This window comes from Sphingomonas sandaracina (genome assembly GCF_036663695.1).
Taxonomy (GTDB): domain Bacteria; phylum Pseudomonadota; class Alphaproteobacteria; order Sphingomonadales; family Sphingomonadaceae; genus Sphingomonas.
Genome location: NZ_JAXOJK010000003.1, coordinates 430,581 through 442,602 on the forward strand (window position 1 = coordinate 430,581; position 12,022 = coordinate 442,602).

General features: G+C 67.9%; 12 protein-coding genes. 1 reads left to right on the top strand and 11 read right to left on the bottom strand.

Annotation, left to right across the window (positions count from 1 at the left end; genetic code table 11):
* Positions 1-3: 3 nt before the first annotated feature.
* Genes fliN through U1707_RS11510 form a run of 11 tightly spaced genes read right to left on the bottom strand, consistent with a single transcriptional unit; the run spans position 4 to position 10,777 of the window.
* Positions 4-294 carry a flagellar motor switch protein FliN gene (fliN, locus tag U1707_RS11460; RefSeq protein WP_056054132.1) on the bottom strand — a complete coding sequence of 97 codons (291 nt, stop codon included), beginning with the start codon at positions 292-294 and terminating at the stop codon, positions 4-6.
* On the bottom strand, positions 291-1,253 hold the full coding sequence (locus tag U1707_RS11465) for a flagellar motor switch protein FliM (RefSeq protein ID WP_332800189.1): 963 nt from the start codon (positions 1,251-1,253) through the stop codon (positions 291-293). The genes fliN and U1707_RS11465 overlap by 4 nt, the downstream gene beginning before the upstream one ends.
* A 3-nt stretch (positions 1,254-1,256) precedes the next feature.
* Positions 1,257-1,886, bottom strand: a complete 630-nt coding sequence (locus U1707_RS11470; RefSeq protein WP_332800190.1) for a flagellar basal body-associated FliL family protein — start codon at positions 1,884-1,886, stop codon at positions 1,257-1,259.
* A 16-nt stretch (positions 1,887-1,902) separates the two neighbouring features.
* A complete protein-coding gene (locus U1707_RS11475; protein WP_332800191.1) occupies positions 1,903-3,876 on the bottom strand; it encodes a flagellar hook-length control protein FliK in 1,974 nt (657 codons plus the stop codon).
* A 46-nt stretch (positions 3,877-3,922) separates the two neighbouring features.
* Positions 3,923-4,345, bottom strand: a complete 423-nt coding sequence (locus U1707_RS11480) for a hypothetical protein (protein WP_332800192.1) — start codon at positions 4,343-4,345, stop codon at positions 3,923-3,925.
* A 1-nt stretch (position 4,346) separates the two neighbouring features.
* Positions 4,347-5,672 carry a FliI/YscN family ATPase gene (locus tag U1707_RS11485; protein WP_332800193.1) on the bottom strand — a complete coding sequence of 442 codons (1,326 nt, stop codon included), beginning with the start codon at positions 5,670-5,672 and terminating at the stop codon, positions 4,347-4,349.
* On the bottom strand, positions 5,666-6,427 hold the full coding sequence (locus U1707_RS11490) for a FliH/SctL family protein (RefSeq protein WP_332800194.1): 762 nt from the start codon (positions 6,425-6,427) through the stop codon (positions 5,666-5,668). The genes U1707_RS11485 and U1707_RS11490 overlap by 7 nt, the downstream gene beginning before the upstream one ends.
* The gene (gene fliG / locus U1707_RS11495; RefSeq protein ID WP_332800195.1) at positions 6,420-7,430 is read right to left on the bottom strand and encodes a flagellar motor switch protein FliG; all 1,011 of its coding nucleotides are present in this window, start codon (positions 7,428-7,430) and stop codon (positions 6,420-6,422) included. The genes U1707_RS11490 and fliG overlap by 8 nt, the downstream gene beginning before the upstream one ends.
* Positions 7,427-9,100 carry a flagellar basal-body MS-ring/collar protein FliF gene (fliF, locus tag U1707_RS11500; protein WP_332800196.1) on the bottom strand — a complete coding sequence of 558 codons (1,674 nt, stop codon included), beginning with the start codon at positions 9,098-9,100 and terminating at the stop codon, positions 7,427-7,429. Before fliF ends, fliG begins: the two co-directional genes overlap by 4 nt.
* Before the next feature lies 1 nt (position 9,101).
* Positions 9,102-9,464 (bottom strand): flagellar hook-basal body complex protein FliE, encoded by a 363-nt coding sequence (fliE, locus tag U1707_RS11505; RefSeq protein ID WP_332800197.1) that lies wholly within the window; start codon positions 9,462-9,464, stop codon positions 9,102-9,104.
* Entirely contained in the window at positions 9,461-10,777 is a 1,317-nt protein-coding gene (locus U1707_RS11510) for a sigma-54 interaction domain-containing protein (RefSeq protein ID WP_332800198.1), read from the bottom strand. The genes fliE and U1707_RS11510 overlap by 4 nt, the downstream gene beginning before the upstream one ends.
* 289 nt (positions 10,778-11,066) lie before the next feature.
* On the opposite strand from U1707_RS11510, the gene U1707_RS11515 reads away from it, so the two are divergent.
* Complete coding sequence (locus tag U1707_RS11515) at positions 11,067-11,888, top strand: flagellin N-terminal helical domain-containing protein (RefSeq protein ID WP_332800199.1); 822 nt, start codon at positions 11,067-11,069, stop codon at positions 11,886-11,888.
* Positions 11,889-12,022: the final 134 nt, after the last annotated feature.

The window sequence follows — 12,022 nt, forward strand, 5'->3', positions numbered from 1 at the left end:
GGATCAGCCGCGCTTGTCGGGGCTGACGAGCTCGGTCATCCGCACGCCGAAGCGCTCGCCGACCGTGACGACTTCGCCGCGCCCGATCAGCGTGCCGTTGACGAACACGTCGAGCAGCTCGTTGGCCTGGCGATCGAGTTCGATCACGCTGGATTCGCCGAGCGCGAGCAGTTCGCGCAGCGTCAGGCTGGTCGAGCCGATCTCGACGGTCAGCTTGACGTCGACATCCTGGAGCAGCCGGAAATTGGCGGCCACCGCGGCATCGACTGGGAAGCCTCCGGTCATGTCGTTCATGCTGCAAATCCTTCGTCGAAACTGGTAATCGAGGTGAGCTGGATGGCGGCGAAACCGTTCGATGTGCCGACCGTGCCGCAGCCGAGCCGATTGTTGCCGACCATCACCGGCACGTCGCCCGAGATGGTGATCGGGATCACGTCGCCGGGTTTCAGGTCCATCAGCATGGTCAGCTTGACGACCGGTTCGGCGAGCACCGAGCGGATCGGGAAGCGCACGTTCATGGCGGCGCGCGTGAGCTCGTTGCGCCACGCCGGATCGGGCTCGGCCGACTTGCCGACGACCTTGGCGGTCAGCGACGGCGCGTGCGGCTTCAGCGCGGAGACCGGATAGACTAGATCGAGGAACACCGGCTTTGCGGGCCCTGCGGCGATCCCGAAGCGCGTGACGATCATCGCATCCTCGCCGTCGAGATCGGCGATCATCGCCGGGTTCACCTCGACGCGGGTCGGCAGGAAGTCGAACCGCGCCATCGGCTCCCACGCGGTCTTCAGCGGCGCGGCGATCATCTGGCCGATCCGTGCGACCATCGCTTCGGCGGCGGGCGAGAACTCGGTCGGCAGCGTGTGCGGCGCGGCGCCGGTGCCGCCGAAGAACATGTCGAGCATCTCGAGCACGAACTTGCCGTCCATGATGCACAGCGCCTGCGCCATGCCGGGCGTCATGATCAGCGGCAGCCACGCGGTCAGCGTATCGCTGCGCTCCGCGCGGTAATCGGTGAAACGCTGGACGACCAACGGCTCGGCCCAGCAGCGGACCTCCTGGCGGAGCAACGGCTCGAACACACCGCGCAGGCCGCGCGCGAACCGGGCCGAGAGATGCTGCAACGAATGCAGGTCGCCGAACGGATTGAGCTTGGCCCCGCCGAGCACGCCCTGATGCAGCACGCCCCCCTGGGGCGCGCCGGAGCGATCCCGGTCGCGTCGCTCGCGTGTCTTTGCTGGGGCCTCGTTAACCATGCTTCACTGAACAACGAAACTGGTAAAGTAAACGTTACCGATGCCGCCGAAGCCTTCCTTCTGCTTGAGCGTATCGTTGATCGCTTTGGCCAATCGGACCTGCAACTGGCGCTTGCCGTCGCTGCTCATCACCTGCTCCTCGGTGGTGTCGCCGAGCGCCATCAGGACCGCCGAGCGGACCGCGATATCGTTGGTCTTGAGGTTGGTGATGACGGTGTCGTCGTACGGCGTGGCGACCGCGATGCCGACCTGGACGAAGTGCGACGAGTCCTGCAGGTTCGAGGTGAATTCCTTCTCCATCGGGTAATAGGTCGACGCATATTTGTCGCCGCCCTCTCCTGCGGGGGGCTTCATGCCGTGGTTTTCGGGCGCGGCTTCCTCGCCGCCGCCGTGGCCGCCGCTGTCTTCGCCGCCCTCGCCGGCATGCTTCTGCTCGCTCTTTGGAACGAGCTTGGGCTTGCCGTCGTCGGCGGCGGCATGGCCCCCGCCGAGCAGCCCGGCATTGCTGGCATAGACACCCGCGCCGACGCCGCCACCGACCAGTATCAGCAGCGCGGCGCCGCCGATCAGGATCGTCTTCATCTTGCCCTTTTTCTTCGGGGCGGTGTCGGCAGTATCTTTCTTCTCGGCCATGTCGGGGTCCTTCGGTTCAAGCGATTCGGGTATCTTCGGCAGCGTCCGCGATCATGGCGGATGCTGTCGTCGTGCGATTCGGGGCGGTGCGATTCGGGGTTTGCGGCGAGGCCGGCGCGCGTTGCCCGGAGCCCGCACTGCCGTCACCGAGCGTGCCCTGGCCGAGCTTCAGCCCGCGTGCTTCGGCCAGTTCGGCGAGTCGTGGCTGGGCGTCCGCCAGCAACGTCCGCGTCGCGGCCTGTTCGGCGTTGAAGTGGACGTGCACGGTGTCGCCGTCGGTCTTCATCGACACGTCGATCGCGCCAAGCGCGTCGGGGATCAGGCGGATCCGCGTATCGGACGCGTCGGCGGAGTCACGCAGCATCTCGATCCGTTCGATCATCGCATGCGGCCAGCGCTCCTGCCGCATGTCGAGCGGGGCTTGGTGGGCCTCGGCGGTCTTGATCGTCGGCGGCGATACGGGTGCGCTGGCGGCGAGCGGGAAGGCGGTGGTGTCGGTCGTGTCGCGATCGTCGCGGATCCTGGTGGCGGCCTGGATCGCGGCGCCGAACACCTGGCTTGCGGGCGCGACCGTGCCGGGTTGCGGCTGGACTGCGTCGGGCCGGGCGACAGTGAGGGCGACGGGGGTGGTCGCGTCGGTCGCGACCCAGCGGGGAGTCGCGATCGTTACCGTGTCGGTGATGGGCGGCAGGCCTGCCACCGGGAGCGGCTGCGCCATCACCTGTTCGCGCGCTGCAGTCGGGGCGAAGGTTACCTCCAACGATTGCGGCGCCAGGATTACGCCCGAGAATTGCGGCGCGATCGGTATCGCCGCGGCAAGCCCGGCGATCTGCGATGGCGGGTTCGTGATCCGCGCGGCGGCGGGCTGCGTGCCGACCGGAGCGCTGAACATCACGGCCGCGGGTGCGGTTGGCGCGGATACCAGCTGCTTGGGATCGACAAAGTCCGCCGCCGGTCGCGGACGAGACGAGACGACGGCTGTGGCCTGGGGTTGTGCAGCAGGGATCGCAGTCGGGAGCGTCGGTTCGGCCTGCGTGCCCTTTGCCAACTCGCGGAATTGCTCGGGGGAGGAAGCGATCGTCGGTAAGTCGCTGGTCGACGGGGCCGGTTCGCGCGACCCGCGGGGCTTGGCTGCTATCACGGCTTTGCCGACGGGCTTCGCACTCCCGACCGTCGATGCAGTCGGTGCGACGACGGTTTCGCCTGGGGGCGTCGCGACGGCGGCGAGGGAGGGCGGGGCAACGGATGACGGTACGTCCGCGCTAGCCGTGACGATGCGCGGATCGATCGCGGTTCGATCGGGGGATGTTGGGGCGGACGATAGCGGGGTGGACGGGCTTCGCGCGGGCGGATCGTTTGCGGTGCGATCGGACATCGCCGGAGCGGATGGGATCGGATCGAACGGTGCCGGAACAGCAGGAGCCGGGTCGGGCACGATAGCATCGGGCATGGCCGGAGCGGGCAGGACCGGCTGATCGGCGAGGGGCGCGTCGACGGTATTGTCCGACGGGGTGGTGGGGGCGTCGTCCTTGGCTTTGCCGGCGCGGGGCGAAACGGCGAACGCCGTGGGGCGCGCCGTCGCAACGGTCGAGCGCGGGGCGGTCGCGCGTTTGGCGGTGGCGTCCGGCAATGCAGGGTCCGTGGCTGCCGGAATTGCTGGTTTGGCCAGTGTGAGCGGCGGCAGCGACGACGGTGGCGGTTCGGGGAGTGGCTTTGCGGGTTGCGCCACGATCGTCGGGGCGGTGTCCAAAAAGGCCGGGGTCGGCAAGCCGTTGCCGGTCGCGGCGGCGTCCTGCCGGACGGTGACTACGGATGCTGGTGAGGGGAGTGTCGTGATCGGCAGCGCCGCTGGTGGGGCGGCTTCGGCGCCGGCGTCGTCGTTCGCCAGGATGAAGGCGCCCGCGAAATCGCCCGTCGGCCGCACGTTCGGCACGGTCGTCGACCGTGCCTGGGTCGGCAGCAGGGGTGAAAGGGTCGCGGTCTGGATCATGCAGCTACTCGTTCGGGACGTCGGCAAGCTGCCGTTCCGCTACCGCTCAGCAAGGATCGTGCCGAACCTTTCGGAAGGCGGGGGATTCTTCCATCGCGCGGATCGCCTTCAACACCGCATCGGCATCGGCACGCGCCAGCAGCTTCTCGACCGCGGTCTGATCGCGCTTGGCGGCGCGGGTCGCTTCGGCGGCGCGGCCGACATGATGTCCGGCCGCCTGCACGCGTTCGACAGCGGCATCGGCAGATTTCTGCAGGCGTTCGCGGTAATGCGCAGCGGCACCCAGCGACACCGCGACCTGCGTTTCGTGAACCGGCGCGACCGCTTCGACGAGGAGTGCGATACGACCTGACAGGACCTGTTCGCTGGCGAACTTGTCATGCGCGCGTGCCTCGTCGGCGCGGGTCAGGCCGAGCTGGAGCGTACGGACGCGGTGGATGCGGGCGAGCGTCTTGCCGCGCTTGTCCATCTCAGCCGCCGAAGACGCCGGTCAGTTCGGCCACGGCATCGTCGAGCGAGACGGTCTCGTCCGCGTCCTGACGGATATATTCCATGACCGCCGGGTGGCACGCGATCGCCGCGTCGATCGCCGGATCGGCACCGTGACGATAGGCGCCCATCAGCACGAGATCGCGATTCTCCTCGTACGTGGCGAGGTGGCGGCGCAGCGTCCGCGCAGCCTTTGCGTGGGGCGCGCCGACGATGTCGGTCATCACGCGGCTGACCGAGGGACCGATGTCGATCGCCGGGTAGACGCCGCGCTCGGCGAGCTGGCGGTTGAGGACGATGTGCCCGTCGAGGATAGAGCGCGCCGAATCGACCACCGGATCGTTGCCGTCGTCGCCGTCCGCCAGCACCGTGTAGATCGCGGTGATCGAGCCGCCGGTGTGGACGTCGACGCCGGCGCGCTCGATGAGGTTCGGCAGCATCGCGATGGCGCTGGGAGGATAGCCGCGCGCGGACGCTGGCTCGCCCAGCGCGAGGCCGATCTCGCGACCGGCATGCGCGACGCGCGTCAGCGAATCCATGATGAGGAGGACCTTCTTGCCCTCGTCACGGAAGGATTCGGCGATCGCGTGGGCGCGCAGCGCGCCGCGGATGCGCAGAACGGGGGAGTGGTTGGCAGGCACGGCGACGACGACCGAGCGCTTGCGCGCCTCGCCTGCGACCTTGGTCTCGAGAAAGTCGGCGACTTCGCGGCTGCGCTCGCCGATCAGACCGATCACGATCACGTCGGCCTGCGCGGCGCGGACGATCATGCCGAGCAAAACCGACTTGCCGACTCCCGACCCTGCCATGATGCCCACGCGCTGGCCCTGGCCGATCGTCAGCAGGCCGTTGATCGCGCGCACGCCGACGTCGAGCGGTTCGCGCACGCGGCCGCGGTCGAGCGGCGACTGGAGCTTGCCGGCGAGCGGCCAGCGGCCGGCGCCGCGGATCGGGCCGAGCCCGTCGATCGGCTTGCCGGCACCATCGACGACGCGGCCGAGCAGCGCAGCACCGACCTCGGCCTCGCCCGGCGCACCGATCGGCTTGACCGGCGCACGCGGCAGCAGCGCCGCGGTGCCGCCGAGGTTCATCATCAACGTACGGCCGTTGCGGAAGCCGATGACCTCGGCCTCGACGCTCGCCGTGCCTTCGCCGACCTGACAGACGGTGCCGACCGGTAAGGTGAGGCCGACGGCCTCCATGAGGAGCCCGTCGAACGAGGCGAGGCGACCGGAGACCTTGGGCTTGGCGACGAAATCGGCGTTGGACAGGGTTTCGAGGTAATCCGCGGTGAACCGGTTCAGCATTTGGGCACCGGCACCCGGTCGATCGCATGCGCCAACTGGTCGAGCCAGAGTTCGGGACCGTCCTCGACGATCGTCGACGCGCTTTCGAGGACGAAGCTGCCGCGCGCGATGCTGGGATCGCCCGCCGCGAAAATCGATTTCGGCAAGCGACCTTCGAGCAGCGCGACGTCGTCGGGATGGACGCGAAGCAGCGCGGATTCGGCGGCGTCGGATAGCAGGTCGGCGGCGGTCTCGATCCGGCCGGCAAGCACGTCGGGCGCGATGCCGACTTCGCCGACCACCTTGGAAACGAGGAACAGCACGGTCTGACGGAGCTGTCCGGCGACGCGCTCGCGGTCGATTCGATCGGCGCCGAGCGCGGTGGCGAGATCGCCGAGCAACGCCGTGTCGCGGGTACCGGCATCGCGCGCGGCAGCGGCTGCCGCGGCGAGGCCTTCTTCGAAGCCTGCGGCATGCGCGGCGACAAGCGGGTCGATGAACGCCGATTCGCTGACCGGGTCGAGCGGATCCCAGCCCGCCGTCGGGTTCAAATCCTTGTCGGCAGGGCTGAAGTGGCGCGGTGTGCCGGTATCGCCCACGGCGTCGCGCATCGGCTCGGCGGTGAAAGCCTGACCGAAATCATTGGCGGGCCGTATCGTCGCGCGCTGGCGAATGTCCGCCGCGGCGAAACCGGATGACGGTGCAAACGCGCTAGCGAGGACGTTGGCGGTCGTCGTGTGGCGCGATGCGAAGCCTGCGGTGAACCCGTTAGACATAATCGTCCTCGCCTCCGCCCATCTGGATCGTGCCGTCCTTGGCAAGGCCGCGCGCGATCGCGATCATCGCCTTTTGCGCTTCGAGCACTTCGGCGAGCTTCATCGGCCCGCGGGCCTCCATCTCGTCGCGGATACCGTCCGCGGCGCGCGCCGACATGCAGCCGAGGAAGCGGTTGCGGATCGTCTCGTCGACGCCCTTGAGCGACTTGGTCAGAATCTCGCTGTCGACGTTGCGGATCAGCGTGCCCAGATTCTTGTCGTCGAGTTCGAGCAGATTGTCGAAGACGAACATCGCCTCCTCGATCGCCTTGGCGACGTCGCGGTCGATCTTGAAGAGCTTGGGCATGACGCGCTGCTCGGTCGCTTTCCGTGCGCCCGAGAGGATCTTGGCCGCTTCGCGCGTGCCACCGAGCGTGACGCCAGCGCCCGCCGACGATGTGCTGGTGCGGTTGGCGAGCAAGGTGCGCAGCGTATCGACCGCCTCGGGCGTGATCGGCCCGAGCCGTGCGATCCGGTGGAGGATGTCGGGCTGGACCGCATCGGGCAGCAGTTCGAGGACCTGACCACCGACCGACGCATCGAGATTGGCGATCAGGACCGCGGCGATCTGCGGATGCTCCTTCTCGATCATCGCGGCGATCTCGGGCGCGTCGAGCCAGTCGAGCAGTTCGAGCTCGCACGCGGCTTCTGCCGGCGTGATCCGCGCGAGCACGCTCTCGGCCTTTTCGCGACCAAGCGCGCGGTTCATCACCGCCTCGATCTTGGGCCGCGGGTCGAAGCCGATCGCGGTGCGTTCGCGGGCATGGCCGACGAAATCGTCGAGCACGTCCTCGACCTCCTGTTCGGAGACGTCGGCGACCTTGAACATCGCCGCGCCGAGCTGGCGCACTTCCTCGGGGTCGAGCTTCTGGAGAATGGCCGCGGCCTCTTCCTCGCCGACCAGCATCATCAGCACCGCGGCGCGCTCGACGCCGGTGTAGGTGCGGATAGCGACGTCGCTCACTTCGCGTCGGCCTTGATCATGTCGCGCACTGCCAGCGCGGCGCGGGTCGGGTTGTCACGAGTAAAGCCGCGCACCGCGCCGATCCGGTCGTCATAGCCGCGCGTATTCTCGAGCTGGTCGAGGCTGACGGGGGCGGAGACGCCGATCCCTGACGGCGCGCCATCACCATCGACCTCGCCGATCGGCTGGCCGAAGGCAGGACGCGTCGTGGCATCGTCGCGCTTCTTCATCAGCGCCTTGGCGATCGGCCGCACGCCGAGCAGCAGCACCAGCAGCGCGATAACGATCGCCGTGCCGTTGCGTGCGAGGACCGGCAGCCAGGCGTTGTCGTACCAGGCGGGGCCGGTGTCGGCGGCGGCATCCACGCCGGCGAACTTGCGGCTGATCACCGTGACGTTGTCGTTGCGGGCCGCATCGAAGCCGACCGCACTCTTCACGAGATCGCTGATCTGGTTGATTTCCATCGCGGTGCGACGCGTCTTGTCGGGATCGCGGAGCAGCACGGCGACCGACAGGCGCTTGACCCCGCCCGGCGTGGCCCGCGTCACCGAGACTTCGCGGCCGAGGTCGTAGGCACGCTGATACTGGTCGGACTGCTTCATCGGATCGGGAGCAGCGCCGCCGGCGACCGGAGGACCTGGATTGCCGTTCTGCGCTTGCGGCGTCGACAAGGTGCTCGCGGCCGGGGCCACGTTGCTCAGCGCGCCGGGAATACCGCCGGGGCCGGCGGCGGCGCCTTCCTTCTGGTTGCCGGTCCAGTTGCCCGTCTCGGCACGCAACACGCCCTGCTTCTCGTAGCTTTCGCGCGTCGCCTGGCTCTCGTCGAGATTGACGTCGGCCTGAACCTCGGTGGTGAAGTTGCCGGCACCGACCAGCGGCGTGAGCAAGGCGATCAGCTGCGTGCGATACTTGTCCTCGATGCGGCGCTGGATATCGATCCGTGCGTCGCTTGCCGCCCCTGCACCGTCGCCACCACCGCTCTTGGTCAGCAACGCGCCCATCTGATCGACGATCGTCACCGCCTCGGGCTTCATCCCCGGCACCGACGAGGCGACGAGATTGATGATCGAGCTGACCTGCGCTTCGCTTAGCGAACGCCCACCCTGCAACTTCAGGATCACCGACGCCGAGGGCGCGGCGTTGTCGCGGACGAACACCGACGCTTCGGGCATCGCGAGATGCACGCGCGCTTCGGCGACCGCATCGATCTCCTCGATCGACTTGGCGAGCTCGGACTCGCGCGCCTGGCGGAGCCGTTCGCCTTCGACCGCGCGCGAAACGCCCATCGGCAGCTGGTCGAGGATCGCGTAGCCGCCCGGTGCCGCCTTGGGCAGGCCCTGGCCGGCGAGCAGCATCTTGGCGCGGCTGTAATCCTCTTCGGACACGGTCAGCGCGCCGGTACCGTCGTCGATGCGGCTCTTGATGTTAGCGGTGGTCAGCGCCGAGGTGACGGCGGCCTTGTCCGAATCGGGCAGCCCGCTGAACAGCGTCTTCTGCGTCGGCGTCGACAGGCTCATCCACGCGAGCGCCGCGGCGGCGATCAGCCCGACCATCAGCGCCATCGGCAACGAGCGGCGGACCGCCGGTTGCGACAGCACGCCCTTGATCTGCTGGAGGGGATTGGCGAACCGTTCTGTGCCGCCGGGCGAAGGGATGAGTGCGGTGCTCATGTCAGACCGGCATGCTCATGATATCCTTGTAGGCGGACAGCAGCTTGTTGCGGACCTGCAACGTCGCCTCGAATCCGACCGACGCCTGCTGGCGGGCGAGCATCACCTTCGCGATGTCGACCGTCTCGCCGCGCTCATAGCTTTCGCTGACCTTGGCGGCCTGGGCCTGGCCCTCGTTGACGCTTTTGAGCGCCGTCTCCATCGTGTCGACGAAGCTGGCCGGCTTGACCGTTTCGGTCGGCGAGACGTTCCCCGTGGCACCGGCGCGCGACAGCGCCTGGTTGCGTTCGAGGATCTGCGACCGCAGCGCCATCACGCGGTCGACGCTCATCGCGCCGCCGCCGATGCCCGAGACGCCGCTCATGCCGAGGCGGCCCAGTTATGCACGTTGCCGATATCGTCGCCCTGCTCGCGTGCCTTGGCGAGGCGATAGCGCAGCGTGCGTTCGGAGATGCCGAGGCGTTTGGCGGTCTCGATCCGGCTGCCGTTGCACGCCTTCAGCGTCTCGCGGATCGCGGCGAATTCGCTCATCTGGACGATGTTGCCCAAGGTCCCAGGGGGCGTTTCGACCTCGGCCGGTACGACCGCGACCGGCATGATCGACGCCATCGGGACGCTGCGCTGGAAGGTAAACGATACCGGGCGATCGAACACGATGTGGTTCGCCTCGATCGTGTCGCCACCGCAGAACAGCAGCGCGCGCTGGATCACGTTCTCGAGCTCGCGGACGTTGCCGGGCCAGTCATGCGCCATCAACTGATCGATCGCGGCGTGGCTGGGCCAGGGAATGACGTTGCGGTTGCCGGCGTGCCGCAGGATCAGCGTGGCGGCCAGCGCGGGAACGTCCTGCGGGCGTTCGGCCAGCGGCTTGGTCGCGAGCGGGAATACGGCGAGGCGGTAATAAAGATCGGCGCGGAACCGGCCGGCGGCGACCTCGGCATGGAGATCGCGGTTGGCGCAGGCGATGACGCGGACGTCGATCGCCTGCGGCACCGATGCGCCGAGCGGCACGACTTCGCGCTCCTGCAGCACGCGGAGCAGTTTCGCCTGCAGCTGCAGCGGCATCTCGGCGATCTCGTCCAGCAGGATCGTGCCGCCGTTGGCCGCGCGGAAGAATCCGTCGCCGCCCGACGACGCGCCCGTGAACGCACCCTTCTGGTGCCCGAACAGCAGCGCCTCGAGCATCGATTCGGGGAGAGCGGCGCAGTTGATCGCGATGAACGGCTTGTCCTTGCGTGCCGACCCGTTGTGGATGGCGCGGGCGAGCACCTCCTTGCCGGTGCCGGTCGGGCCGTTGATCAGGACGGTGATGTCGGCGGCGGCGACACGCTCTGCCAGGGCGAGCAGCGCGAGCGATTCGGGGTCCGCGGCGGTCGGCATCTCGGGGCCGCCGATCAGGGCACGCGCGAAGCCGTTGCCGACCGACGCGTCCTCTGCGCCGAAGCTGATCCGCGCCGGCATGCCGTCACGCGACGGGGTCACCTCACGACCCTCGCAGCCGATCACCACGGTGCGCGCGGGGGCGACGATGCCCTCGCCATCGGCCACCAGGAACAGGTCGTTCGCACCGGGTTGACCGGTTTCGAACGAGCCTACGCCGAAACCCTGCGCACGCAGCGACGAGACAAGCGCGTATTTTCGCGAAGTTACTGCGGCTGATGGAAAAATCGAACGCATGGTGTTCCCCCTGGACGATTCGGCGAATGCGGCATTGCTGGTAAACTTGTGGTTAAACGCTGCCGCCTGCCGGCAGAATATTTCCGGGCGTGTCCGAGCGGACACGTGCGGTCGCGGGCGCGCGCGCGAGCCCTGCCTGCCCGCGTGAGAGGCCGGGCGGACAGCGGCCGGGACGATGCGATTTTTTTCCTAAAGCCCGTGCAGACCCGGCCGTTACTCATTTCGATAGATCGGCACTTCGCCACGGGGGCGGCGCGGATCGTCTGAAAAATTTCACGGAGATTTCGCAATGACTGTCATCGGTACCAACGTCTCGGCCATGCGCGCCGCCAATGCTTCGAATGCAGCCAGCATGGCGCTGTCGACCTCGATGGAGCGCCTGTCGACCGGCAAGAGCATCAATTCGGCCAAGGACAACGCAGCCGGCATGGCGATCAAGACGTCGATGACGTCGCAGATCAAGGGCATGAACCAGGGCATTCGCAACGCCAACGACGGCATCTCGATGGCGCAGACCGCTGAAGGCGCGCTCGACGAGGTCACCAACAACCTGCAGCGTATGCGCGAACTCGAAGTCCAGAAGGGCAACGGCACGTATTCGCCGAGCGACATCCTGAACATCAAGGCCGAGCAGGACGCGCTGTCGACCCAGATCACCAACGTCCTGACGAACACCAAGTTCAACGGCGTGGCCCTGTTCGACGGCTCGGCCGGTACCGCCGGCACGGTGAAGATCCAGGCTGGCGCGAACTCGACCGACGCGATCGATCTCGCACTCGGCGGCGACCTCAAGGCTGCTGGCACGGGCCTCGGCACGGTCGTGACGGCAACCGGTTCGGCAGGCACGCTCGCCGACTATGACACGGCGATCTCGAACGTCTCGAACCGTCGTGCAAACCTCGGTGCGGCACAGAACCAGCTCCAGTCGGCGGTCAACAACCTGACCTCCAACTCGACCAACCTGTCGGACGCCAAGAGCCGTATCGAAGACACCGACTTCTCGTCGGAGACGACCGCACTCGCCAAGGCGCAGATCCTGAGCCAGGCATCGACCGCGATGCTGAGCCAGGCCAACCAGAGCCAGCAGAGCGTCCTGAAGCTGCTTCAGTAATCCGGAACGGCACCGGCACCGCCCCCCCAAAGGGTGTCGGTGCCGACCGGACCCGTCCGCCGACGCGGACGGACAGAACCCCGGTGGCCTCGGCCGCCGGGGTTTTTCGGCTCTCGCTCAGTCACCTCGCATTG